Here is a 22,710-nt window from a genome sequence, read left to right on the forward strand (position 1 = left end):
ACCCAATTTGCTGAAGCGAGGCATACGCCACGATTCAGTACCCGAATTTCTTGACGACCATAGAGCATTGGAACCACCTGATCCCATCCCGAACTCAGTAGTGAAACGATGCATCGCCGATGGTAGTGTGGGGTTTCCCCATGTGAGAGTAGGTCATCGTCAAGATTAAATTCCAAAACCCCAATTGCGAGAGCAGTTGGGGTTTTGTTTTGGGCGGTCGGAAAATATCGCCAAGGTTCGCCGACAAATTTGCACAGTTATTTCTGAACCAGACCACTAGAATAGGCACCTAACCTTTTTTAGAGTCCGAGCCCTATCTATGCCCGATCCGGTTGATACCCTTGAGGTGTCTGATTTACCACTGGACGACCTGGTAGCCTGTCATGAGTGCGACTTGCTGATGCGCAAGCCCTCGCTCGGTTTAGGCGAAAAGGCCCAATGCCCGCGCTGCGGTTATGAGCTTTATGCTCACCGCCATAATGTCGTGGAGCGCAGCCTCGCGTTGGTCATTGCAGCGCTGTTGCTCTATATCCCGGCGAACTTTTTACCCATCATGCAGCTCAATCTACTCGGGCAGTCTTCAGAAGACACCGTATGGAGTGGCGTCGTCGGTCTGTTCGACACGGGCATGCAAGGCGTCGCTGCCGTTGTGTTCCTGTGCAGCATGGGCATTCCTCTGCTCAAGTTGCTTTGCCAGTTGGCCGTGCTGCTCAGCATCCGCTGGAAAATCGGGCGTAGCTACGGCTTGCTGTTCTATCGCATTTACCATCACCTCAAAGATTGGGGGATGCTGGAGGTCTACCTGATGGGCGTGCTTGTCGCGATCGTAAAGCTCGCGGACATGGCTTCCATCACAGTCGGTCTGGGCCTGGTCTGTTTCGTCAGTTTATTAATGGTGCAGGTGCTGCTGGAGGTGGTGATGTCGCCCCACCAGATCTGGCAGGCATTATCAGGAGAGAATGATCATGCGGGCGATTGATGCGGGCATTCTGATATGTACCGAATGTCATGAACTCAACAAGCAGGAGCCAGGCACCGAGGAGCAACTCTGCACTCGCTGTGGTGCATTGATCCATGCTCGCCGCCCCAACAGCCTTACGCGCACCTGGGCTTTGCTGATCACGGCCGCCATTCTGTATATCCCGGCCAACCTATTACCAATTATGACCATTAATTCCCTGGGCCAGGGTGACCCCAGTACCATCATGGCCGGCGTTATCCAGTTGGTGCAGCACGGAATGATCCCCATCGCGGCAGTGGTGTTCATTGCCAGTATCCTGGTGCCGACCTTCAAGCTGGTTGGCATCGGCCTGCTACTGTTTTCGGTGCAACGTCACCAACCGTTGTCCGCGCAACAACGCATTGTGATGTACCGCTTCATTGAGTTTATTGGTCGCTGGTCCATGTTGGACATCTTCGTAATCGCCATTCTCGTGGCGGTTGTAAATTTCGGGCGGCTTGCCAGCGTCGAGGCCAATCTCGGCGCTGCAGCGTTCGCCAGTGTGGTGATCTTGACGATGCTTGCCGCAGTAACTTTTGATCCCCGACTGATTTGGGATAACACGGAGTCGGACGACGACCATGAGTGATTTGCCTAAAGCTAAAACCCGCCCAGCCTCCAACTGGTCGGCCATTTGGGTATTGCCCCTGATTGCCCTGATTATCGGTGGTTGGCTGGGGTGGCGTGCCTATTCCCAGCAAGGCATCGAGATTCAGGTGCGCTTTGAAAGTGGCGAGGGCATTCAGGTCAACAAGACTGAGGTGGTCTATAAAGGCATGCCCGTGGGTAAGGTCAAAGCCTTGGCTCTGGATGACGAGGGCAACAATCGCGGGGTGATTGCCACCATCGAGATGAACAAGGACGTCGAACAGTACCTCAAGACCAACACGCGCTTCTGGCTGGTCAAGCCCAGCGTCAGTCTTGCCGGCATCACCGGCCTGGAAACGCTGGTTTCCGGTAACTACATTGCCGCAAGCCCAGGCGACGGCGAGCCCTCGCGCAAATTCAAGGCGCTCTCCGAAGAGCCTCCCTTGTCTGACGCCAAGCCCGGCCTGCACCTGACGCTCAAGGCTGACCGTCTTGGTTCACTGAACCGCGGCAGCCCGGTGTTCTATAAGCAGATTCAAGTTGGTCAGGTCAAAAGCTACCTGTTGTCCGAAGATCAGAGCACCGTCGAGATCAAGGTCTATATCGAGCCGACTTACGCCAATCTTGTGCGTAAACACACACGTTTCTGGAACGCCAGCGGCATCAGTATCGACGCCAACCTCTCCGGCGTTAAGGTGCGCAGCGAATCCCTCTCCAGCATCGTCGCCGGCGGCATCGCATTCGCCACGCCGGAGAACCGCAAAGACAGCCCGCCGACCGACCCGAGCCTGCCTTTCCGTCTTTACGAAGACTTCGACGCCGCCGCAGCCGGCATCAAGGTCAAGGTCAAGCTCACCGATTTCGAAGGTCTGCAGGCTGGTCGCACGCCGGTCATGTACAAGGGCATTCAGGTCGGCAGCCTGAAAACCCTGAAAATCGATCCCGACCTCTCCAGTGCCAACGCCGAGCTGACCCTCGACCCACTGGCTGAAGACTACCTGGTACAAGACACTCAATTCTGGGTAGTCAAACCGTCGATCTCACTGGCTGGCATCACCGGCCTGGAAGCCTTGGTCAAAGGCAACTACATCGCCATCCGCCCCGGCGACAAAGGCACCGCGCCGCAGCGCGAGTTCGTCGCGCGTGCCAAGGCGCCACCGCTGGACCTGCGCTCCCCAGGCCTGCACATGGTGTTGTTCACCGACAACCTGGGCTCTCTGGATGTCGGCAGCCCGATCCTCTACAAACAGGTCAAAGTCGGCTCGGTGCAGAGCTACCAGTTCTCGCGCAAAAACAAGCAACTGGTGATCGGCGTCCACATCGAGAAAGAATACGAAAACCTGGTCAACGGTTCGACCCGCTTCTGGAATGCCAGCGGCGTCACCCTGACCGGCGGCCTCACCGGCGGTATTCAGGTGAAAAGTGAGTCCCTGGCCAGTCTGATGGCCGGTGGCATCGCTTTCGAAACGCCGGAACCGAATGTACCGTTGAAAAAACGCATCCCGCGTTTCCGCCTGTTCGCTGATCGAGAAGCCGCCAACCAGCACGGCACCCTGGTGACCATCAAGGTCGACCGCGCTGACGGCTTGCGTCCCGGTACGCCGGTGCGTTTCAAAGGCCTGGACGTGGGCAAGATCGAAAGCGTCGACCTCAGTGCCGACATGCAATCGGTTCTGCTCAGTGCGCGCATTACCCAGGTTGCCGATCGGATCGCTCGCACCGGCAGCCAGTTCTGGGTGGTCAAGCCTGAGCTGGGCCTGATGAAAACCTCGAACCTGGAAACCTTGGTCACCGGCCAATATGTCGAGGTACAGCCCGCCGCGAAAAATATGGGGCCACAAAAGAGCTTCGTTGCCCTCAGCGAGCCGCCATCGGCCGTTCGCCAGGAAGAAGGTTTGAGCCTGGTACTCAGCGCCGCCCGTCGTGGTTCGTTGAAAGAAGGCGTACCGGTGACCTACCGCGAGGTGACCGTCGGCAAAGTGACCGGCTACGAGCTGGGCCAGACCGCCGATCGCGTGCTGATCCACATTCTGATCGAGCCCAAATATGCGCCACTGGTGCGCAGTGGCAGCCGCTTCTGGAACACCAGCGGTTTTGGCCTCGACTTCGGATTGTTCAAAGGCGCGACGGTGCGCACCGAATCTCTGGAAACCCTGGTCGCCGGCGGAATCGCCTTCGCTACCCCGGACGGCGAGCGCATGGGTAACGCGGCGCGGCCGCAGCAAACCTTCCCGCTGTTCGACAAGTTTGAAGATGAGTGGCTGACCTGGGCGCCTAAAATCTCGCTCGGCAAATAACCTGAGGTGCGGCCATCGCGGGCAAGCCCGGCTCCCACATTGGAATGCGATCAACATGTGGGAGCGGGCTTGCCCGCGAAGAGGTAATACAAAAAAGGCCCCTGGACGAAAATCCAGGGGCCTTTTGCATTTCAGCGAAACAAATCAGACCTCATCCAGCTCCGGTTCGTCCGCCTGCACATTCATCGTCGCCTTCACCACATCGTGGCGACGGATGTACTTCCAGTCCGCCTCATCGATGTAAATCCCGTTCGGCCCGCTGCCGCCTTCCAGGTCGATTGCCACCTGGGCCGACACCTGCGGCTTCACACTCGCCAAAATCGGCACGAAGCCCAATTGCAAGCTGGTTTCCAGCAACGCGGCCTGGTTCTTCTCGTCGATGTCCGCGGCCTCGTCGAGGTAGTACGGCAAGCGCACGCGCCCGGCCTGGTCGCGGTCCATCAAGTGCAGCAACAAATACATGTTGGTCAGCGCCTTGATAGTCATGGTGGTGCCGTTGGACGCCGCGCCATCGATGTCGGTGTGGATCACCGGCTGGCCATGCACCTTGGTGATCTCGAACGCTAGTTCGAACAAGTCTTTTAGGCCCAACTGGTTATGGTTGGCTGCCACGAGGCGCGCCAGGTATTCCTTGGCCTCTTCGTTCTTGTTGTCTTGCTCGGCGCTCTGGCTGAGGTCGAACACCGAGAGGGTTTCGCCTTCTTCATATTGACCGGCGCTGTGGATGATCTGGTCGATATGCTTGAGGGCTTCCTTGTTCGGTGCCAGCACGATCCGGAAGCTTTGCAGGTTGGACACCTGACGCTTGTTGATCTCGCGGTTGAACAGCGCCAGTTGATGCTCAAGGCTGTCGTAGTCGCTACGGATGTTGCGCAGGGTGCGTGCAATATCGGTAACGGCTGCACGACGCGCCTTGCCGAGGGTCAGCGCCTCGTCGGTGCGGTGTGCGTATGCGTTGATCAGCAGTTGCAGACGACGCTCGACGTCATCCTCACTGTCGAACTTGGCCACGCCCTTCAGGCGTACCTGGGCATACAGCGCTTCAATCTGGCCATCAGCGCGCAGCAAACCCTGCCAGCTGTCCTGATAGTCATTGAGCAGCGGCAGCAGGTTGTCCATGGAGTCGTCGACCGGGTCCATGAACGGCGTGCCGAACGGCAAGTCCGCCGGCAGCAATTGACGACGGCGCAAGGCGTCATCCAGCGTGCGTTGCTTGGCTTCCATATCGCCGATCTGGCGGCCCACCAGTTGCAGCTTGGCCGACAGCTGCTGGACGCGTTCGGTAAACGCATCACTGGAGCGCTTCAACTCATCCTGCGCGGCTTCCATCTGCGCCAGGTTTTCCAGCTTCTCGCCTTCTTCGGCGCTCAGGGTTTGCGCGCGGCGGAAATCTTCCAGCGCCTTCTGCGCGTCCAGCACCTGCTGGTAGAGCGCCTCGGTCTGGGTTTTGCTCGCCGCGCGGTCCGCCGCCACCGCTTGTTGGGTTTTCAGCTGCTTGAGTTCTTTTTCCAGGCGCTCCTTCTGGTCACGCAACGCTGCGCGGTCAGCCAGGGCCTGCAAGGCTGGCGGCTCGATGTGCGAGATGTCGATGGACAACCCTGGTACTTCAAAACGCTCGCCCTTGAAGCCATCGAGGATCTGTTCCAGGGATTTGACCCACTGGCCATCCTCATCCAGCGTGATGCCGTGCTCGCCCAATGGCAGGCTGAACAACGAACTGTTGAACAGGCGCATCAGACGCTCGACATCCTGCTGTGAGAATTCTTCCCGCAGCTTGGCGTAGCTGTTGTTGTCGGCGTGATCGAGCTGCTGCTTGACCGACTTCAGGCGTTTTTCCAGGTCGCGCAAACGCTCGTCCAGGTCCTCGGCGCTGAACTGCCGTGACTGCGCCAGGGCGCCCGCCAGTTCATCGTGCGCATCCTTGGCCGCCAGCAACTGCTGCTCCAGCACCTTCACATCATCGACCAGCGCAAAGCGATGCTTGAGCACCGACAGCTCGCCCAGCCAACGCTGGATGCCACTGATCTCCCGCTCCAGGCGCATCAGCTCCTGGGTGCCGCCGCGCTGGTCGTTTTGCAGCGCGTCCTGCTCGTTGCGGTAGTGCTCGGCCTGGATGGTCAGCTCTTCCTTGCGCGCACTGGCGTAGTCAGACCAGGTGCCCAGCAACGAATCCAGCAGCGGTGACAAACGATGCAACTTGCCGCGCAACACGTCGCGCTGACGAACGCCATTGGACAAGGCCTCAACCAGCGGCCCGGCGGCCACCAGCGAGTTGTAGTCCTGTTCCATGCGTCGTACGTCACGGAAGGCTTCTTCGCACGCGGCGATGTAATCCACGCTGCCGGAACGCAAGCTGTGTTCAAAGGCGTCGAGGAACAGCTGCTTGAGTTTGGCGGCAGTAATTTCGCGCATGTGCAGCAGGTTGATAAACAGCGCGCGGAAGGTCTTGAGGCTCTGTTCGCTGGTGGAACGCAGCGGAATCAAGGTCAGGTCGAGCGGAACCGACGTGTGGCCGCCCACCAACAACCGGCGCAGTTCATCAGGCTTGAGTTCGTAGGCTTTCAGGCCCTCGCGCTCAAGGTTGGTGAACAGCTCTTTCTGGCGCAGGCAGGTGTCGTTTTTCTGGTAATGCGCGAGGTCCAGCTTGCCCGCATAGGCAAAGAACTGGTGACCGAAACCGCCGCCCGGGCCGCGCCCGACCACGCCGATGACGTGCGGGCCGTGGGGCAGGGAGACTTCCACGAGGATGTAGCTGGTGTCGGTGGCAAAGTAGAAGCGGCGCGACTGCTCCAGCGTGTACTTGCCGAAACTCATGTCCGACATGCGCGCCAGAATCGGGAACTGCAACGCGTTGATCGACGCGGATTTACCCAGGTTGTTTGCGCCATACACCGACAACGGCTCTTCCAGCGGGAACAAACCCAGGCTGTAACCGGCGGTGTTCAATAGGGCGAAGCGGCGGATGCCGTAGCGTTCCTTACTCATGCGTCGGTCTCCTGTTCTTCGGCGATGGCACGGGCCAGAGCGTCTTCTTCGCTTTCTTCTTCAAAGTCACTCAGGTCCAGCGGGTCATCGGTTTTCAGCAGTTTTTCGTCGCTGTCTTCGTCGATGATCACCGGCGCCGGCAATGGCAGCACGCTGTGCACGCTGGCGGCGAGGTCGCGGTCCTGCTGCACCGACAGGCACACGTCGAGGAAGCGGTGCATCGGCGGCAGGAAGCGGTACACGCCGTTGTCTTCACTGGCAAAACCCAGTTGGGTCATGCGGCGCATGATTTTTTCTTCGAGTTCTTCCTGGGTCTGCACTTCGGCCTGGATAAACAGGTCGCGGTATTTTTCCAGCAGCGACGGCAATTCGTCGCGACCCAGGCTGCCACCGTCGAGCACGGCGATCGGGTCACGGCCCTGGTCGGCCAAATGCTCGACGAGGATGAAGGTAAACAGCGCCAAACGCTGGGCGGTCTTGTTCACCTGCGCGGCGGCCACGGCAGTGTCCGGCACGAAGTAGTAGAAGCCGCGGGTGTCGCACACCAGCTCAAAACCCAGGGCCTTGAACAGCGTGCGGTACTGGTCCTGGAAGTTCGACAGTTGAGCGTACAGCTCCGGGTCGCGGCGGCTGACGTGGTAACCCTTGAACAGCTCGCGAAAGATCGGCGCCAGCTGGGACAGTTCGGATAGATCAAGATGCATGAGGTGTACTCGCAGAGTGCTCGGCCGCGTCAGGCGTGGCCGGGAGCAGGGCGAATGAGCGCAGGCTGACCTGGTGCTCGTGTGTGTGGTAGTCGCGGCGTTCCAGGCGTTCGCGCTTGAAGCGTTTTTCGCGGGACAGGCGTGAGAACCAGTACAGCAATTCGTCGGTGGCGCCGTCCGGTTCCTGCTCCAGCAGCCAGGTCATCAGGTCCGGCATCGGCAGCGCGTCTTCGCAGCGCTCGAGCATTTCCTTGACCGTGCGCGGAGCACGCTGGGCCTCGCCCTTGTAGGACTTGTGGGCTTTTGGAAACTTCGCCGGTTTCGGCTCGAAGTTCGCCAGGGCGTACACATAAGCTTCGACCTGGCTGGCGCTGCCAAGGAAAGTACTTTGCGGGCGTGTGAACATCGGCATCGCCGCTTGTGGCACCGCGTCCAGGCCTTTACGGCGGATGGCCGACAGGGCCAGCGCCGCGCCACGGGTCACGGCGTTATGGCGGCGTGCTTCTTCACGCAGCGGCAGCAGCAGTTCGCGGGCATGACGCAACGTCAGTTGGGCGCTGGTCTGCATTTCGAGGATGCGCGCATGGGTGCGCAGCAACATGTCGTCGTCCACCAGGTGGCCGAGGCGTTGTTGCTCGGTGAGCATGCGCAGCAGCACGTTCTCCACTTTGCGCACGCCTTGCTCGAAAGCACCGTCGGCGTTTACCAGTTGGATCATCGGTTCGACGTATTCGTCCCACGTCGCCAGAACTTCGGCATAACGCTGGCGCAGCGGAATCTGCCGGTCGCTGGTCTTGGCGCGGTCGGCCACGGCGGCGAGGGCCTGTTCGTCGTTGGCGAGTTTTTTCAGCACGTCCCGCACGCGCATGTCGAGCAAGCGCAGTTGGCGGGCGAGGTCGTGGCCATCACGGATGTCAAAGGCGTCCTGGATATAACCCGCCAGGCGCTCAAGGTGGCGCAGGTAGGCTTCGATTTCCAGGCACAGGCCAAGCCGGTGCTCCTTGCGAAGATAGGCCAGGAAGTCATGGATCTGCGCGTTGAGCTCGAAACGGTTCGGGCTTTTGGCGACAGGCACCAGGATATCCAGGCGAATCCACACGTCCAGCAGGCTGGTGATGTCCTGCGGCGTGCTGTCCAGTTGTTGGGCCGCCAGTTGCGCGCGCAACTCGCCCAGGCTCAGAGTGCCTTGGTCGAAGTGTTCGCACAGTGGCTCAAGCAGGGCCCAGTGTTCGGCGAGGGCGCGCAAGACGCGCTTGGGTTCGATCATCGGAATGGCCGGCTGGTTGGCGATTAAAAGTCGCGATTGTACTGCATCAGGCGCGGGATTTATCCACAGCCGGTCAGTGCGCAGTGGGCGATTGTTACCGAACAGCGGTAGAATCCCCGCTCTTTAGTTATCCACAAGTGGCCGAGCTGTGCTTATCGAGTCCCGACGTCGCGCTTACTTGACCGCCATGCAGGTGGTCAACTGGCTGCCCCGCACCGAACTGCCGTTTGCCGCGCCGTCGCGGCCCGAGTTGTTGCAGGCGCTTGAGCCCTATGAGGCGTTCGAGCCGTCGGGCGAGGAGGCTGCGGCGCCGGTGGCGGTGGTCAAGCCAGCGCCGCAAACGCGCCCGGTTGTCGAGCGCGCCAAGATTGAAGTGCCGCGCCCGTCGCCGGTGGCCAAGGCTGCCGTGGTGGCGGAAGAGGCGGCGCCGGTGGTCAAGGCGCCGGTCGTGCCGCCGCCGCGCTTCGCCCTGCAATTGCTGCGCGCCGGGCGGTGCCTGTTGCTGGTGGAGCTGCCCACGGGCGAGCGTTTTCAAACCCGCGACCCGGCCTACATGCTGCTCAAAGACATGCTGCGTGCCGCCGGCCTGCCCGACAGCCCACAGATCGTTGGCGACCCGGTGCGCTGGCCGCTGCTGGTGCGCGGCAACATGGACCAGGGCCCGGAAGCTGCACGGGATTTTGTGCAAGGTTTTGTATCGGCACGCCTGGAAGACGAACCCTGCGTGTGCCTGTGGCTGATCGGCCTGCCCGCCGTGCGGTTTGCCGGCGAAGCCAACGCCGAAGCCTGGTACCGCGAGCTGCAGGTCGAAGGCCTGGGCTCGGTATGGGCCCTGCCGGGCCTGGAATTATTAATGGAAGAGCCACAGCGTAAGGCTGATGTCTGGCAAGCCATGCGCCGGCTGATGGCGCGCTGGAAAACAACCGATGAGTGAGGCTTTATCCTTCCGCCCGATGACCGAGGCCGACCTCGACGCCGTGCTGAAAATCGAATACGCGGCGTTCAGCCACCCCTGGACCCGCGGGATTTTTCTCGACGGGCTGGGCAAATATCAAATCTGGCTGATGTTTGAAGGCGAGCAGCAGGTGGGGCATGGCGTGGTGCAAATCATCCTCGATGAGGCGCATTTGCTGAATATCACCGTCAAACCGGAGAACCAGGGCCGTGGCTTGGGCCTGGCGCTGCTGGAGCATTTGATGTCCCGCGCGTATGAAGCCAGTGCGCGGGAGTGTTTTCTGGAAGTGCGCGACAGCAACACCGGGGCTTTCCGCCTTTATGAGCGCTACGGCTTCAACGAAATCGGGCGGCGCCGGGACTACTACCCCGCCGTGGGGGGCCGTGAAGATGCGGTCGTGATGGCCTGTACCCTCGTCGATTAAACACAAACACCGGCCCCTGTGGGAGCCGGGCTTGCCCGCGATGGCGGTGTGTTATTCACCACCGCTATCGCAGGCAAGCCAGCTCCCACAGGGGCGCGGGTTTGCAATGAATCTCAGCGATTACCGTCAACCGGATCAACATCCGCCAGCTCGGCTTCGTCCAGGCCGTTCCCGCCGCCAATTTCATCTTCATCCACAATGCTGAGGTCATAATCCGCCGGATTATCCTCGCCTTCCTCTCTTGCATCCCGCGCGCCATCCTCATGGATCAGCGTTTCCGGGCTCATATCGTCGTCGGTCGGCTCATGATCATCCGTCGATGCGCCGGTCAAGCCCGCCTCGCGTACCCGTTCGTCGGGCATCAGGTGCTCACGCTCGCGCCTCGGGATTTCGTCGCCGATTTCCGCCGTGGGCTCTTCCTCATCGAAATCCAGCTCGCGCATGGAGCCCATGCGGTCCTCGTTATCGTCAATCGGTTCGGGCTGGGTAGCGCCGAAAGGGCGTCGTGAATCAGTCATGGCCATTCCTCATACTGTGGGGCTTATAGTGTGTGGACAGGCACGACGTTCCAAAGATTCAAGCTAATTCGCGCCCGGCGTGACCCGGACGGGCGGTTGTCTGTCACACAACTGCGCATCATTCCTGAGGCTTTCCTGATGAACGAACTACAAGACCTGCTTGATAACAACGAACGCTGGGCGGACGCGATCAAACAGGAAGATCCCGAATTCTTCGCCAAGCTGGCCCGCCAGCAAACCCCGGAATACCTGTGGATCGGCTGCTCCGACGCCCGCGTACCGGCCAACGAGATCGTCGGCATGCTGCCGGGTGATCTGTTCGTGCACCGCAACGTGGCCAATGTGGTGCTGCACACCGACCTCAATTGCCTGTCGGTCATCCAGTACGCGGTGGATGTGCTGAAGGTCAAACACATTCTCGTGACCGGCCACTACGGCTGCGGCGGCGTACGCGCCTCGATGCAGGACCGCCAGTTCGGCCTGATCGACGGCTGGCTGCGCACCATTCGAGACCTCTACTACGAAAACCGCGATGTGTTGGCCCAGTTGCCGACCGAAGAAGAACGCGTGGACCGCATGTGCGAGCTGAATGTGATTCAGCAAGTGGCCAACGTCGGCCACACCAGCATTGTGCAAAACGCCTGGCACCGCGGGCAGAGCCTGTCGATTCACGGTTGCATCTACGGCATCAAGGATGGCCGCTGGAAAAGCCTGAACACCACCATCAGCGGTTTCGAACAGTTACCGCCGCAATATCGCCTGCGCCCGCTGGGCGAAGCTTAAGGCCGGCAGGCGAGGTCCAGCTGCTGGAGGAACAAATAGCCTTCCGGGCTGAGTTGTTCCTCCCGGCCCTTGATCCAGCCCCGACAGTTCGGCCCGCCACATTGGCAGGCGAACTGATGGGGCAGCACGTCGCCGGTCTTGGCGTAATCGATGGTCAGCCAGGTGTTGGCGGCAATGGCCACGACTGACCACAACTCCAGATACGCCGTGTCGAAATACAGGTTCGGCTCACAGGAATGGTGCAGCTGGCCGCAGAACCACGGGTCATACAACCGTATGCGTGTGGAGATCTGGAACGTGTGCGGACGGCAGTCATTCAAGGCGTAGCCGAACACTTTGGCGATCAGGGTGCGGCTGTCGAAATCAACGCGGGATTTGATACCGACGATTTCACCGTTTTGATCACGCACCACTTCAAACTGACGGGTCGAGGGGTAACCGGACTCGGCCAGCGCGGTCGCAAAGGGATACAAACTGTCATTGTCACCGTCGGTAGCCTTATCCATGGCTTGAGTGTTCATAACTCTCCCTGTCTGGGCTGCATGGACTTGCGAGTGATGGCTGACTTCCAGTCTTGCAGCGAATGGGCACCGTTCAAGACTCGCCGAACGAAAAGCCGATGGCTACTGTCATTATTGACAGTAGCCATCGGCTTTTTTTTGTGCGGCTTACAGTGCCGGTGCGGTCAGGGCAGGCGTCGGGGCAGCGTCCTTCAGCTGCTTGAGCTGCGCCTTGGTGACGGGGGTGGCGCATTTGGCGTTAGCCTGGTCCGGCGTGAGGTTGCGCACGGAGGTGTAGAACAGCTCGCAGGTCTGTTCCTTGCGCGTGACCTGCCAGGTGTTCATGCAGGCCTTGAGCAAAACATTCGGGTCGCTGGCCGGTTTTTGCCCCATCCCGGCTTGCCAGCACGCTGCGCTCAAATCCTGGCCCATCACCTTCAACCCGGCTTCGTCGGCTTTCTGCTCGTTACCGTCGTAGGTGGCCGGGTCTGCCGCGTACCAGATGTAACTCGGGTGGTTGGCGCCCAGCACCGATACGGTTTTACCGGCCGCCGGGCTGATTTGCGCCAGGCTCAACACGTTCACCGTCTGGCCATACTGTTGCTTGATCCAGCTGCGCACGGGGGCGCCGAATGCGACCATCGGCAATGAACCCCCGGCGTGCAGGCTCAATTCCTTGACCATGCGCGTCTGGTAGTCGGTGAAGTAGCTGTAGACGCTCTCCAGGTCCTTGCCCGCATTGGACGGCGCGGCAATCGGCGCGATATCGATGATGGTCTGGTACGCGGCGGTTTCGGTGGCGGGAATGCCATTGTCAGTGAGCAAGGCGGCCCAGCGGTCGGTGGTGGCCGATTCCAGGTAATCCTGGGCCTGGGTCAGCGAGTAATCCGGCGGAAAGTGCAGCAACTCGACGCTTTTACGGTTTTCCAGCGCCATGCCCAGCGGCAGGAACAGGTACCAGTTGTAAGCCCATTTGCCGTCGCTGTTGAGCTTGCTGGCGCCCTGGTAGGCGAGGTCTGCGGTATTGAGCAACGCGGTCAGGGGCTGGCCGTAGCCATCCGGTACACCGGTAAACGTCGCTGAAACCTGCCCGTCATGGGTTTTCACGCTCACCTTGGCGCGGCTGTAACCGTCGCGCTGCAGACTCTGGTTCAAATAATGCTCGGCGGTCTGTTCCAGCGTCCAGGGCCGGAAGCAGATCACGTTGCAGTTATTGGGAAACGCGAACAACTGGGTAACACGTTGCGTGCTGCCCAGCGGCACTTCGACGTCGGCCTGTACGACCGCACTGGCCAGCAGTGCGGCCAGGGTGAAGGACAACCTGGTCGGTTTAAACATTGTCGGTTCCTTGTCAGCGAAAGCCCGTCTGCGCGGGGTGAAAGCCCACCTGCACACAGTAGCGGCTGACCAGGAAAACCGCGTGCTAAATCGGTGGGCATGTCGCTATTGGATAAGAAAACCTACAGGCTGAACTGCAACGCGTTACTCAAGTCGCCCATAGGCTTCTGGCCGCGAGCCGTCATCGCGTCATCGCGCTGCTTGAGGCCATCGAGTGTCTCCAGTTGGAACACGCGGGTGATCAGGCGCAGGATAGACGCGGTGTCGTAAACCGTATGGTCCACCGTGCCTTTGCGCGCGAAGGGCGAGACCACCAGCGCCGGAATACGTGTGCCGGGGCCCCAGCGGTCGCCTTTTGGCGGTGCGACATGGTCCCACCAGCCGCCGTTTTCATCGACTGTGACGACGACCACCATGTTTTTCCACTGCGGACTTTCCTGCAACACTTTCAAGGCGCGGGCGATATGGCGGTCGCCCGAGGCCACATCGGCGTAACCGGCGTGCATGTTCAGGTTGCCCTGGGGTTTGTAGAAGGTCACAGCAGGCAACTTGCCAGCCTGGGCATCGGCGAAGAATTTGTTGGTGCTCGACTCATCGCCCAAACCACCGTCACGCAGGCGCTTGTCACGCTCGGCGCGGTTTTCCGGACCTTGCTGCTTGAAGTAGTTGAATGGCTGATGGTGGTACTGGAAGTTCGGGATCTTCGGAATGCCGCCCGAGTCCTTGAACTGATCCAGCGTCGCTTGCCAGGCCCCGGCGTACCAGGCCCAATCGATGTTCTTTTTCGACAGCTTATCGCCAATGTGCTCGTGGGTTTGCGGCACGAGCACGTTGGGCAGGTCGGGCTTGGAGTAGTCCGGGTTTTCCGGGTCGCGAATCCAGGTCGGCCAGTAAGGCGGGGCCAGGGTGTTTACGCCGTAGCCGTCTGGCGTCAAGGCGCTCGGGCCGAATTGTGGCGGGCCGGTCATGGCGCTGGCCGGGGATTTATCCAGGGGTTTGAGACGCGGGTCGGTCGGGTCATCGCTTTGCAGCGTGGCGATCTGCGCCTTGGCCACCGATTGCGCAGCATTCGGATAAAACGGCGCGGTGGCGCTGATCAGGTATTGGTGGTTGAGGAACGAACCGCCAAAGGCGCCCTGGAAGAAGTTGTCGCAGAGCACAAATTCCTTGGCCACGTCCCACAAGCGCAGGGCGTAACGGCTCTGGGCGTAATAACCCATCACCAGACCGCCGGAGTCGGCCCAGGCGACAAAGTTGTCGTTCTTGCCGCCGTTGATCTGCATCTGGTTCTGATAAAACACGTGCCACAAATCGCGGGTGACCAGGCTCAGCGGCAGGTCTTCAGCGTTCGGCCCCTTGAGGGCGAACGGCGCGTTGGGCAGGTTTTCCTGATATTGCACTTCGCTGGGGTAGGTCACCCCGTCCACGCTTTGCGGGCCGACTTGCAGCACGCCGCCCCAGGCCGGGGGCAGGGTGGTCAGCACGCTGCCATCGCGGTCACGTTGCTGGACGTCAGCCGCCGTGAGTGCCGACAGCGGTTTTTCCACGCCCGGGAAGTCGGCAAACAGGTTGTTGAAGCTGCGGTTCTCGGCGTAGATCACCACCACGGTTTTCACCTGGTCGTGCAGCGCCTTGTCGAGCTCCTGCGGGGTCAGAGGCCGCGTCACCGGTTTGCCCGGCGCCTCGGTAGTATTGCCGCAGGCACTCAGCGTGGCACCCACCCCCAGCACGGCCGCGCCCCCCAGGAAGCGTCGGCGGCTGGTGTCGACCGGCGCTTGGGCTGCGGAATCGGCGGAAGGGCGGTCTTCGTGCTCATCACTCATGCTGTGAGTCCCTGCGGGGTGGTTGTTTCAAGATATTTCGCAGGACGGTAGCAATGGAATGTGACGCAAATAAGACAGCGGCGTGATCATCGCGCACGTGCCGAGCTCCGCCCGGCGCTGCTAGACTCACCCGATACTGGATGTCACCGAGGTGAGCCGTGAAACCTTCAACCGCCCTTGATCTGCAAAGAGCTGCCGTCAGAGAAGTCGTAGGCCGTTTTCGTATTTCAAATCCAAGAGTGTTTGGGTCTGTTCTGGCAGGCACAGATCAGGAGGGCAGCGACCTGGATCTTTTGGTCGATGCCCCACCGGGAACCACACTGTTTGATCTGGGTGGCCTTCAGGTGGAGCTTGAGCATCTGCTCGGGGTTAATGTGGATTTACTGACACCTGCGGATCTGCCTTTGAAGTTTCGTGCAAAAGTGCTGGCAGAGGCGCGGCCAGTATGACAATCAGTCGTCTTGGCGATTATCTGGAGCACATCAGGAAAGCCACCACTGACGCGGTCAGCTTCGTTGAAGGCTTGAGCAAAGAAGAGTTTCTGGAAGACAGGCGCACCCAACAAGCGGTGGTGATGAGTTTGATCATCATCGGCGAGGCATCCACCAAGATCATGGATCAGTATCCGGATTTCGCTACCCGTCATGCGCAGATACCTTGGCGCAGCATGCGTGGCATGCGTAACCGGATTGCCCATGGTTACTTTGATATCAACCTTGACGTCGTATGGGACACGATCCGAAGCGCATTGCCTGATTTGCTGGAGCGCCTTCCTGGCCCTCCAGCCTGAGCATCTGCTCTTATGGCATTACCGGCGGCAGATATTTCAACGTGGTCCCCAACGCCCACAACAGAAACAACACCAGCGGCGTATGCACCAACAACTGCACGAATGAAAATCCGATCAAATCCCGCGCCTTCAACCCCAATACCCCCAGCAACGGCAGCATATAGAACGGGTTGATCAGATTCGGCAGCGCCTCGGCCGCGTTGTAGATCTGCACCGCCCAGCCCAGGTGATATTGCAGGTCATTGGCCACTTGCATCACGTAAGGCGCTTCGATGATCCATTTGCCGCCGCCCGACGGAATAAAGAAGCCGAGCACCGCCGAGTACACGCCCATCAACAGTGCATAAGTGTCGTGGGAGGCTATCGAGGTAAAAAACAGCGAGATGTGGTGCGCCAGGGTCTGGCCGTCGCCGCCCTTGACCACGGTCATCAGCGCGGCGATCGAGCCATACAGCGGGAACTGGATCAGCACGCCGGTGGTGGTCGGCACCGCGCGGGCCACGGCGTCGAGGAAGCTGCGCGGGCGCCAGTGCAGCAGGGCGCCGACCATGATAAACAGGAAGTTATAGGTGTTTAGCCCCGAAATGGCGCTGATCGCCGGCTTGGTCGAGAACTCATGGAATAACCAACCGGCGGCCAGCAGGGCCAGCAGAATCGTCAGCAACGGGCTGTGTTCCAGCCATTCGCCGGGGCGTGTGGGGGCTTGCACTTTGGGCAGGTTGAACGCCGGGTCCACGCCACAGGCCTTGGCGTCCCGCGCGCTGTTAGGGCCGGGCGCGGTGGCGTAGGCGATGATCAGCGACACCACGATCAGCGCCAGCAACAGCACGCCGGATTGCCACAGGAAAATGGTTTCGGTGAACGGAATCATGCCGGTGATCGACAGAATCGACGGCGGCAAGCTGGCCGGGTTGGCCTGCAATTGCGCGGCCGACGACGACAACCCCAACGCCCACACCGCGCCAAGCCCCAGGTAGGCCGCAGCCCCGGCTGCGCGGTAGTCCATGCGCAAATCCGTACGGCGGGCCAGCGCGCGCACCAGCAAACCGCCAAACACCAGGGACAAACCCCAGTTGAGCAGGGACGCAACCATGGAAATCAACGCGACCCAGGCCACGGCCGAGCGGCCGTTTTTCGGGATGCGTGCCAGTCGGTCAATCAGTTTTACGGCGGGCGGCGAGCTGGCCACTACATAGCCGCCGATCACCACGAAGGCCATCTGCATGGTGAACGGGATCAGGCTCCAAAAGCCGTCGCCGAACGCCTTGGCGGCTTCAGACGGCGCGGCGCCCATGCCCAGAGTCGCCACGGCGACAATGATCACGGCGAGGGCGGCGAACACCCAGGAGTCGGGAAACCAGCGTTCGGCAAAATTGGAACAGCGCAGGGCAAAGCGGGCATAGCGGCTTTCTTCGATAGCATCGGCCACGGGTTCTACCTCTTGTATTTATTAGGGGGTTGGCAGTTTTCCGGCATGTTCCGCTACGGCCATTGATATGGGAATGCAGTTATCTTCATCGATCCATGAGGAAAACAAATATATCTGCCGCGATTGCCATCATCTGGCTCAGCTCATAACCTGCACGCCATTTTGTTTGTCTGCCGAGCCCTCCCATGACTGCCACCTTTTCCCCACAGGCGCAGCGTTTTTCCCGCTCCGACTACAAAACCCTGGGCCTGGCCGCCTTGGGCGGTGCCCTGGAAATCTACGACTTCATCATCTTCGTGTTCTTCGCGCTGACCTTGAGCCAACTGTTCTTCCCTCCGGAAATGCCCGAGTGGCTGCGCCTGCTGCAAAGCTTTGGCATCTTTGTCACCGGCTACCTGGCGCGCCCGCTGGGCGGCATCCTGATGGCGCACTTTGCCGATCATCTGGGGCGCAAGCGCGTGTTCAGCCTGAGCATCCTGATGATGGCGCTGCCTTGCCTGCTGATCGGGGTCATGCCGACCTACGCGCAAATCGGCTATTTCGCACCGCTGATCCTGCTGGCGTTGCGTGTGCTGCAAGGCGCGGCGGTGGGCGGTGAAGTGCCCAGCGCCTGGACCTTCGTTGCCGAACACGCGCCGAGAAACCATCGCGGCTACGCTTTGGGCTTCCTGCAAGCCGGCCTGACCTTCGGCTACCTGCTCGGCGCACTCACCGCGACTTTGCTCGCGCAAGTCTTCACGCCGGCTGAAATCCTCGACTACGCCTGGCGCTTTCCCTTTCTGCTCGGTGGCGTATTTGGCGTGATCGGTGTGTGGCTGCGCCGCTGGCTCAGCGAAACCCCGGTGTTCCTCGAAATGCAGGCCCGCCGCCAGGCTGCCGCCGAACTGCCGCTGCGCACTGTGCTGCGCGACCATCGCGCCGTGCTGCTGCCGGCGATGATTCTCACCTGTGTGCTCACCTCCGCCGTGGTGGTGCTGGTGGTCATCACCCCGACCATGATGCAAAAAACCTTCGGCATGAGCCCCAGCCACACCTTCGCCTTGAGTGCGTTGGGCATCGTCTTTCTGAATATCGGCTGCGTGCTGGCTGGCCTGCTGGTGGACCGCATCGGCGCCTGGCGCGCGGTGCTGGTCTATAGCCTGTTGCTGCCGGTGGGGATTGCAGTGTTGTATGCCAGCCTGATCGCCGGTGGCGTATGGCTGGGCACGGCGTATGCCGTGGCGGGCTTGAGTTGCGGGGTGGTGGGTGCGGTGCCGTCGGTGATGGTCGGCCTGTTCCCGGCGCAGGTGCGGGTGTCCGGGATTTCCTTCACCTACAACATTGCCTACGCGCTGTGGGCGAGTACTACGCCGTTATTGCTGATCGCGCTGATGCCGACCAGCCCGTGGATTTGCGTGGGCTACAGCGTGGTGATGGGCGCGGTGGGGGTGGGGAGTGTGGCGCTGTTTGGCAAGCGCCACACCTTGGCTGCCTGAGGGTTACGTCAAAAAATGCCAAAGCAGCAACGTACCGATCAAGCCGACGACTGAAACGATGGTCTGCAACACCGACCACACCCAGATCGTCTGCTTCAGTTGCAAGCCGAAGTACTCGCGCACCATCCAGAAGCCGGCGTCGTTAACGTGGCAGAAGAACACCGAGCCTGCACCAATCGCCAGGGCCACCAGCGAGCTTTGCGTTGCCGCCAGCCCGGCCATCATCGGCGCGAGAATCCCGGCCGTGGTGGTCGTAGCCACGGTGGCCGAACCGGTGGCCTGGCGCAGTGCCACGGCGATCAACCAGGCCAGCAGCAGGTACGGCATGTGCGCACCTTCGGCGACCTTGCTGATGGTTTGGCTCACGCCGGCATCCAGCAGGGTTTGCTTGAGGCCGCCACCGGCGCCGATGGTCAGCAGCAGCACGGCGATTGGCGCGAGGGCTTTGCGCAGCGTATTGCCGACTTCGGCACGCGGCATGCCGGCGGCCCAGCCCAGGCAGATCACGGCGGAGATCACGGCCAGGCCGAGGGCGATCAGCGGTTCGCCGAGGAACTTCAAGGTCAGGCCGACGGTACTTTCAGCAGGCAGCGCCACTTTGGCCAGAGTGCTGCCGAGCATCAGAATCACCGGCAGCAGAATGATCAGCAACGACACGCCAAAGCTCGGCTGGCGCGGCGCCTTGGGCGGTGCGCTGAACAGTGCGCCGATGTCGGCAGGCTCATCCACCTGCAATCGCTTGGACAGCCAGTTGCCGTAGATCGGGCCCGCGAGAATCACCGCCGGCACCGCTAGGCAGAAGCCCAGTAACATGGTCAGGCCGAGGTCGGCGTGCAAGGCGCTCACGGCGATCAGCGGCCCTGGATGCGGCGGCATCAGGGCGTGCAGGGTGGTCATGCCCGCGAGCGCCGGGATGGCGATTTTCAGCAGCTGCTGGTTCGAACGTTTGGCCATGACGAAGATGATCGGCACCATCATCACCAGCCCCACTTCGAAGAACAGCGGCAAACCGATCACCATCGCCACCAGCGCCATTACCCAAGGCAATGACTTGCCCTTGCCCAGCCCGAGCAGGGTGGTGGCGATGCGGTCCGCCGCGCCGGACTCAGCCATCAGCGCACCGAGCATCGAGCCCAGGGCAATGATGATGCCGGCTTCGCCGAGAATCGCACCGGCGCCTTTGCTGAAGGCCTTGGCGACTTCTTCCGGTGGCAACCCGGCACCCACACCGGCGATGAAGGTGCCGATCAGGATCGACAGGAACGGTGGCAGCTTGGTCGCGCTGATCAGCACGATGATGCTGGCGATGGCCAGTAGTACGCAAAACATGAGGCGGGTGTCGTGAACCATCCACGCGGCAGTCGATAACTCCAAAACGGGACTCCTTATCGAACAGGTTGGCTAATTTGTTTCTTTTTGTTTCCTGCCCGAAAAGCATACCTGATAGAACCGGTGCAGCGCGCCCTTGTGCGATTTTGGTGCGCTCAAAATAACCGTCTGCTGGCAGGCGGATGACAAATCTGCAACCCATGCCCGGGTATTTGGCCTATAGCTCTATGATCCACGTACTCCACACCACGAGGACTTTTCATGAGCGCAGGACACAGCCACGCCCAAGTACGCGCCGGCCACGAACGCAAGTTATGGATGGCCCTGGGATTGACCGGCAGTTTCATGATTGCCGAAGTGATTGGCGCCTTTGTCACCGGCAGCCTGGCCCTGCTGTCGGATGCGGCCCACATGATGACCGATGCATTGGCCCTGGCGATTTCCCTGGTCGCCATCCAGGTCGCCAAACGCCCGGCCGACCGCAAGCGCACCTTCGGCTATGCGCGGTTCGAGATTCTGGCAGCGGCCTTCAATGCGCTGCTGCTGTTCGCCGTAGCGTTTTACATCCTGTACGAGGCCTGGCAACGGTTGCAGGCGCCCGCCGAGATTCAGTCCACCGGCATGTTGGTGATTGCCGTGCTGGGGCTGATCGTCAACCTGATCTCCATGCGCCTGCTCAGCGCCGCCAGTGGCGAAAGCTTGAACGTGAAGGGCGCCTACCTCGAAGTCTGGAGTGACATGCTCGGCTCCATCGGCGTGATTATCGCGGCGGTGGTGATCATGTTTACGGGGTGGGGGTGGGTGGACTCCGTGGTGGCGGCCGCCATCGGCTTCTGGGTGCTGCCGCGCACCTGGACGCTGCTCAAGGAAAGCATGAACGTGCTGCTGCAAGGCGTGCCGGACGGCATAGACATCGACCAGGTCGAGCAGGCGATTCGCGGCGTACCTGGGGTCAAGGACGTGCATGACCTGCACATCTGGGCCCTGACCAGTGGCAAGAATGTGCTGAGCGCGCATCTGATTGCAGATTCGTCCCAAGGCACCGAGCCTAAAATCCTTACTCGAGTGACGGAATTGCTGCACGAACAATTCGATATTTCCCACGCGACGTTGCAGGTTGAGGGCGAAGGTTTCCAACACGATGAGCATGATGAGGTGCATGCCTGACGGATTTGTAATCTTCCCTCCACCGCCGCGATAAGTGCCGAAAGTTACATTGCCCCCGCTGGGAAACCTCAGCGACTTCATGGGCGTGGAACTCTCGTTATGGCACTTTCCGTAAGAACATTGTTGGGGGCGACGGCCTTGTGGGCGGTCGCAAGCGCCGCCCAGGCACAAAACCTCACCCTCGATTCAGCCCTGCAAACCGCCATCGCCAATAACCCGGACCTGGCGGCCGCGCAATGGGACATCGACATCGCCAAGGGTGGGCGCCAACAGGCGGGGTTGATCCCCAACCCGGTGGCCTCCGTAGATGTCGAAGACACTCGCCGCGACAGCCGCACCACCAGCATCAAGCTCAGCCAGGCGCTGGAGCTGGGTGGCAAGCGGGGTGCGCGGATTGAAGTGGCCGAGCGTGCCCAGGATGCCGCGGCACTGACGCTGGAACAGCGCCGGAATGCGTTGCGAGCCGATGTGATTGCCGGCTTTTACGGTGCCCTGCGTGCCCAGGAACGCCTGGAGCTGGCGCAGCGCTCTCTGGCACTGGCCGAGCGCGGGTTGGTGGTCGCCAAGGGGCGCGTCACCGCCGGCAAGGCTTCGCCTGTGGAAGCCACGCGCGCGCAGGTGCAGTTGTCGGAAATTCGCCTGGAGTTCAATCGCGCGCAAATTGGCCTGAGCGACGCCTACCGCAGCCTGGCCGCGAGCACCGGCAGCGCGGCACCCGACTTCCAATCCGTGGCCGCACAACGCCAATCGTCGCCGCCCTTGCTGGCCACGGCGCAGCTATTGGCGCGCCTTGAACAGACCCCCGAGCTGCGCCTGGCCGAGCTGCAAATCCAGCAAAGTGAAGCCAGTGTGGGCCTGGAAAAAGCCCAGCGTATTCCCGACCTCGACGTGTCCATTGGCAGTCAGTACGACGCCGGCGTGCGCGAGCGCGTGAACCTGGTCGGGGTGTCGATGCCGATCCCGCTGTTCAACCGCAACCAGGGCAACGTACTGGCCGCCAGCCGCCGCGCCGATCAGGCCCGCGACCTGCGCAACGCCACCGAACTGCGCCTGCGCACCGAAACTCGCCAGGCCCTGGACCTGTGGCAAACCGCGAACACTGAGGTGCAAGCCTTCAATCAGCAAATCCTGCCCGCCGCGCAAAGCGCAGTGGACAGCGCCACCCGTGGCTTCGAAATGGGCAAGTTCAACTTCCTCGATGTGCTCGACGCCCAGCGCACCTTGATCGCGGCGCGCACCCAATACCTCGCGGCAACTGCCCAGGCCACCGATGCCTGGGTGCGTATCGAACGGATCTACGGCGACCTCGCCCGGTTTTGACTTTTCCAGGAGTTTTCC

20 protein-coding genes and 1 rRNA gene are annotated in these 22,710 nt (G+C 60.9%); 12 read left to right on the forward strand and 9 right to left on the reverse strand.

Annotated features, from left to right (window positions below; genetic code table 11):
- The first annotated feature begins 49 nt into the window (after positions 1 to 49).
- The 4 genes from rrf (at position 50) to ATI14_RS10625 (ending at position 3,885) form a co-directional block, all read left to right on the forward strand.
- A 5S ribosomal RNA gene (gene rrf, locus ATI14_RS10610) occupies positions 50 to 165 on the forward strand.
- A gap of 154 nt (positions 166 to 319) precedes the next feature.
- On the forward strand, positions 320 to 979 hold the full coding sequence (locus ATI14_RS10615; RefSeq protein ID WP_016968838.1) for a paraquat-inducible protein A: 660 nt from the start codon (positions 320 to 322) through the stop codon (positions 977 to 979).
- Positions 966 to 1,589: a paraquat-inducible protein A gene (locus tag ATI14_RS10620; protein WP_016968839.1), complete on the forward strand. Its 624-nt coding sequence runs from the start codon at positions 966 to 968 to the stop codon at positions 1,587 to 1,589. The genes ATI14_RS10615 and ATI14_RS10620 overlap by 14 nt, the downstream gene beginning before the upstream one ends.
- Positions 1,582 to 3,885, forward strand: coding sequence for a PqiB family protein (locus ATI14_RS10625; RefSeq protein ID WP_016968840.1), 2,304 nt, complete (start codon positions 1,582 to 1,584; stop codon positions 3,883 to 3,885). The genes ATI14_RS10620 and ATI14_RS10625 overlap by 8 nt, the downstream gene beginning before the upstream one ends.
- Before the next feature lie 144 nt (positions 3,886 to 4,029).
- On the opposite strand, the gene mksF is transcribed toward ATI14_RS10625, so the two are convergent.
- Genes mksF through mksB form a run of 3 tightly spaced genes read right to left on the reverse strand, consistent with a single transcriptional unit; the run spans position 4,030 to position 8,841 of the window.
- Entirely contained in the window at positions 4,030 to 6,870 is a 2,841-nt protein-coding gene (mksF, locus tag ATI14_RS10630) for an Mks condensin complex protein MksF (RefSeq protein ID WP_016968841.1), read from the reverse strand.
- The gene (gene mksE, locus ATI14_RS10635) at positions 6,867 to 7,574 is read right to left on the reverse strand and encodes an Mks condensin complex protein MksE (protein ID WP_016968842.1); all 708 of its coding nucleotides are present in this window, start codon (positions 7,572 to 7,574) and stop codon (positions 6,867 to 6,869) included. Before mksE ends, mksF begins: the two co-directional genes overlap by 4 nt.
- Positions 7,564 to 8,841, reverse strand: coding sequence for an Mks condensin complex protein MksB (mksB, locus tag ATI14_RS10640; RefSeq protein WP_016968843.1), 1,278 nt, complete (start codon positions 8,839 to 8,841; stop codon positions 7,564 to 7,566). Before mksB ends, mksE begins: the two co-directional genes overlap by 11 nt.
- Before the next feature lie 187 nt (positions 8,842 to 9,028).
- Between mksB and ATI14_RS10645 the strand changes: the two genes are divergently transcribed.
- Both ATI14_RS10645 and rimI read left to right on the forward strand, forming a co-directional pair.
- Positions 9,029 to 9,775, forward strand: coding sequence for a hypothetical protein (locus tag ATI14_RS10645; protein WP_050555162.1), 747 nt, complete (start codon positions 9,029 to 9,031; stop codon positions 9,773 to 9,775).
- Complete coding sequence (rimI, locus tag ATI14_RS10650; protein WP_016968845.1) at positions 9,768 to 10,220, forward strand: ribosomal protein S18-alanine N-acetyltransferase; 453 nt, start codon at positions 9,768 to 9,770, stop codon at positions 10,218 to 10,220. Before ATI14_RS10645 ends, rimI begins: the two co-directional genes overlap by 8 nt.
- A 113-nt stretch (positions 10,221 to 10,333) precedes the next feature.
- Here rimI and ATI14_RS10655 read toward each other — a convergent pair whose 3' ends face one another.
- Positions 10,334 to 10,738, reverse strand: coding sequence for a hypothetical protein (locus tag ATI14_RS10655; protein WP_016968846.1), 405 nt, complete (start codon positions 10,736 to 10,738; stop codon positions 10,334 to 10,336).
- A gap of 138 nt (positions 10,739 to 10,876) precedes the next feature.
- On the opposite strand from ATI14_RS10655, the gene can reads away from it, so the two are divergent.
- Positions 10,877 to 11,521 (forward strand): carbonate dehydratase, encoded by a 645-nt coding sequence (gene can / locus ATI14_RS10660; protein ID WP_003188288.1) that lies wholly within the window; start codon positions 10,877 to 10,879, stop codon positions 11,519 to 11,521.
- On the opposite strand, the gene ATI14_RS10665 is transcribed toward can, so the two are convergent.
- From ATI14_RS10665 to ATI14_RS10675, 3 genes are all read right to left on the reverse strand, one after another.
- A complete protein-coding gene (locus ATI14_RS10665) occupies positions 11,518 to 12,042 on the reverse strand; it encodes an SET domain-containing protein (protein ID WP_016968847.1) in 525 nt (174 codons plus the stop codon). The two genes, can and ATI14_RS10665, sit on opposite strands and share 4 nt — an antisense overlap.
- 147 nt (positions 12,043 to 12,189) lie before the next feature.
- Positions 12,190 to 13,359 (reverse strand): hypothetical protein, encoded by a 1,170-nt coding sequence (locus ATI14_RS10670; RefSeq protein ID WP_080519809.1) that lies wholly within the window; start codon positions 13,357 to 13,359, stop codon positions 12,190 to 12,192.
- Between the two features lie 122 nt (positions 13,360 to 13,481).
- Positions 13,482 to 15,182: an acid phosphatase gene (locus ATI14_RS10675; protein ID WP_017253767.1), complete on the reverse strand. Its 1,701-nt coding sequence runs from the start codon at positions 15,180 to 15,182 to the stop codon at positions 13,482 to 13,484.
- A 158-nt stretch (positions 15,183 to 15,340) separates the two neighbouring features.
- On the opposite strand from ATI14_RS10675, the gene ATI14_RS10680 reads away from it, so the two are divergent.
- Both ATI14_RS10680 and ATI14_RS10685 read left to right on the forward strand, forming a co-directional pair.
- Positions 15,341 to 15,631: a nucleotidyltransferase family protein gene (locus ATI14_RS10680; RefSeq protein WP_080519808.1), complete on the forward strand. Its 291-nt coding sequence runs from the start codon at positions 15,341 to 15,343 to the stop codon at positions 15,629 to 15,631.
- Positions 15,628 to 15,972: a HepT-like ribonuclease domain-containing protein gene (locus tag ATI14_RS10685; protein WP_016971274.1), complete on the forward strand. Its 345-nt coding sequence runs from the start codon at positions 15,628 to 15,630 to the stop codon at positions 15,970 to 15,972. The genes ATI14_RS10680 and ATI14_RS10685 overlap by 4 nt, the downstream gene beginning before the upstream one ends.
- Before the next feature lie 10 nt (positions 15,973 to 15,982).
- Here ATI14_RS10685 and ATI14_RS10690 read toward each other — a convergent pair whose 3' ends face one another.
- Positions 15,983 to 17,401: a short-chain fatty acid transporter gene (locus tag ATI14_RS10690; protein ID WP_016971273.1), complete on the reverse strand. Its 1,419-nt coding sequence runs from the start codon at positions 17,399 to 17,401 to the stop codon at positions 15,983 to 15,985.
- A 185-nt stretch (positions 17,402 to 17,586) separates the two neighbouring features.
- Here ATI14_RS10690 and ATI14_RS10695 point away from each other — a divergent pair, with 185 nt between their 5' ends.
- Entirely contained in the window at positions 17,587 to 18,876 is a 1,290-nt protein-coding gene (locus ATI14_RS10695; RefSeq protein ID WP_016971271.1) for an MFS transporter, read from the forward strand.
- A 3-nt stretch (positions 18,877 to 18,879) separates the two neighbouring features.
- Here ATI14_RS10695 and ATI14_RS10700 read toward each other — a convergent pair whose 3' ends face one another.
- Positions 18,880 to 20,250: a GntT/GntP/DsdX family permease gene (locus ATI14_RS10700; RefSeq protein ID WP_080519807.1), complete on the reverse strand. Its 1,371-nt coding sequence runs from the start codon at positions 20,248 to 20,250 to the stop codon at positions 18,880 to 18,882.
- 216 nt (positions 20,251 to 20,466) lie between these two features.
- Between ATI14_RS10700 and ATI14_RS10705 the strand changes: the two genes are divergently transcribed.
- Positions 20,467 to 21,372, forward strand: a complete 906-nt coding sequence (locus ATI14_RS10705) for a cation diffusion facilitator family transporter (RefSeq protein ID WP_031319802.1) — start codon at positions 20,467 to 20,469, stop codon at positions 21,370 to 21,372.
- A gap of 99 nt (positions 21,373 to 21,471) precedes the next feature.
- Complete coding sequence (locus ATI14_RS10710) at positions 21,472 to 22,692, forward strand: TolC family protein (protein ID WP_031319801.1); 1,221 nt, start codon at positions 21,472 to 21,474, stop codon at positions 22,690 to 22,692.
- Positions 22,693 to 22,710: the final 18 nt, after the last annotated feature.

The organism is Pseudomonas tolaasii NCPPB 2192 (assembly GCF_002813445.1).
In the GTDB taxonomy this organism is placed as follows: Bacteria; Pseudomonadota; Gammaproteobacteria; order Pseudomonadales; family Pseudomonadaceae; genus Aquipseudomonas; species Aquipseudomonas tolaasii.

Coding starts and splice junctions, on each gene's coding strand:
- ATI14_RS10685 (WP_016971274.1), top strand. CDS start 15,628: ATGACAATCAGTCGTCTTGGCGATTATCTGGAGCACATCAGGAAAGCC.
- mksB (WP_016968843.1), bottom strand. CDS start 8,841: ATGATCGAACCCAAGCGCGTCTTGCGCGCCCTCGCCGAACACTGGGCC.
- rimI (WP_016968845.1), top strand. CDS start 9,768: ATGAGTGAGGCTTTATCCTTCCGCCCGATGACCGAGGCCGACCTCGAC.
- ATI14_RS10620 (WP_016968839.1), top strand. CDS start 966: ATGCGGGCGATTGATGCGGGCATTCTGATATGTACCGAATGTCATGAA.
- mksF (WP_016968841.1), bottom strand. CDS start 6,870: ATGAGTAAGGAACGCTACGGCATCCGCCGCTTCGCCCTATTGAACACC.
- ATI14_RS10645 (WP_050555162.1), top strand. CDS start 9,029: ATGCAGGTGGTCAACTGGCTGCCCCGCACCGAACTGCCGTTTGCCGCG.
- ATI14_RS10655 (WP_016968846.1), bottom strand. CDS start 10,738: ATGACTGATTCACGACGCCCTTTCGGCGCTACCCAGCCCGAACCGATT.
- ATI14_RS10625 (WP_016968840.1), top strand. CDS start 1,582: ATGAGTGATTTGCCTAAAGCTAAAACCCGCCCAGCCTCCAACTGGTCG.
- mksE (WP_016968842.1), bottom strand. CDS start 7,574: ATGCATCTTGATCTATCCGAACTGTCCCAGCTGGCGCCGATCTTTCGC.
- ATI14_RS10665 (WP_016968847.1), bottom strand. CDS start 12,042: ATGAACACTCAAGCCATGGATAAGGCTACCGACGGTGACAATGACAGT.
- ATI14_RS10705 (WP_031319802.1), top strand. CDS start 20,467: ATGAGCGCAGGACACAGCCACGCCCAAGTACGCGCCGGCCACGAACGC.
- ATI14_RS10670 (WP_080519809.1), bottom strand. CDS start 13,359: ATGTTTAAACCGACCAGGTTGTCCTTCACCCTGGCCGCACTGCTGGCC.
- can (WP_003188288.1), top strand. CDS start 10,877: ATGAACGAACTACAAGACCTGCTTGATAACAACGAACGCTGGGCGGAC.
- ATI14_RS10695 (WP_016971271.1), top strand. CDS start 17,587: ATGACTGCCACCTTTTCCCCACAGGCGCAGCGTTTTTCCCGCTCCGAC.
- ATI14_RS10710 (WP_031319801.1), top strand. CDS start 21,472: ATGGCACTTTCCGTAAGAACATTGTTGGGGGCGACGGCCTTGTGGGCG.
- ATI14_RS10615 (WP_016968838.1), top strand. CDS start 320: ATGCCCGATCCGGTTGATACCCTTGAGGTGTCTGATTTACCACTGGAC.
- ATI14_RS10675 (WP_017253767.1), bottom strand. CDS start 15,182: ATGAGTGATGAGCACGAAGACCGCCCTTCCGCCGATTCCGCAGCCCAA.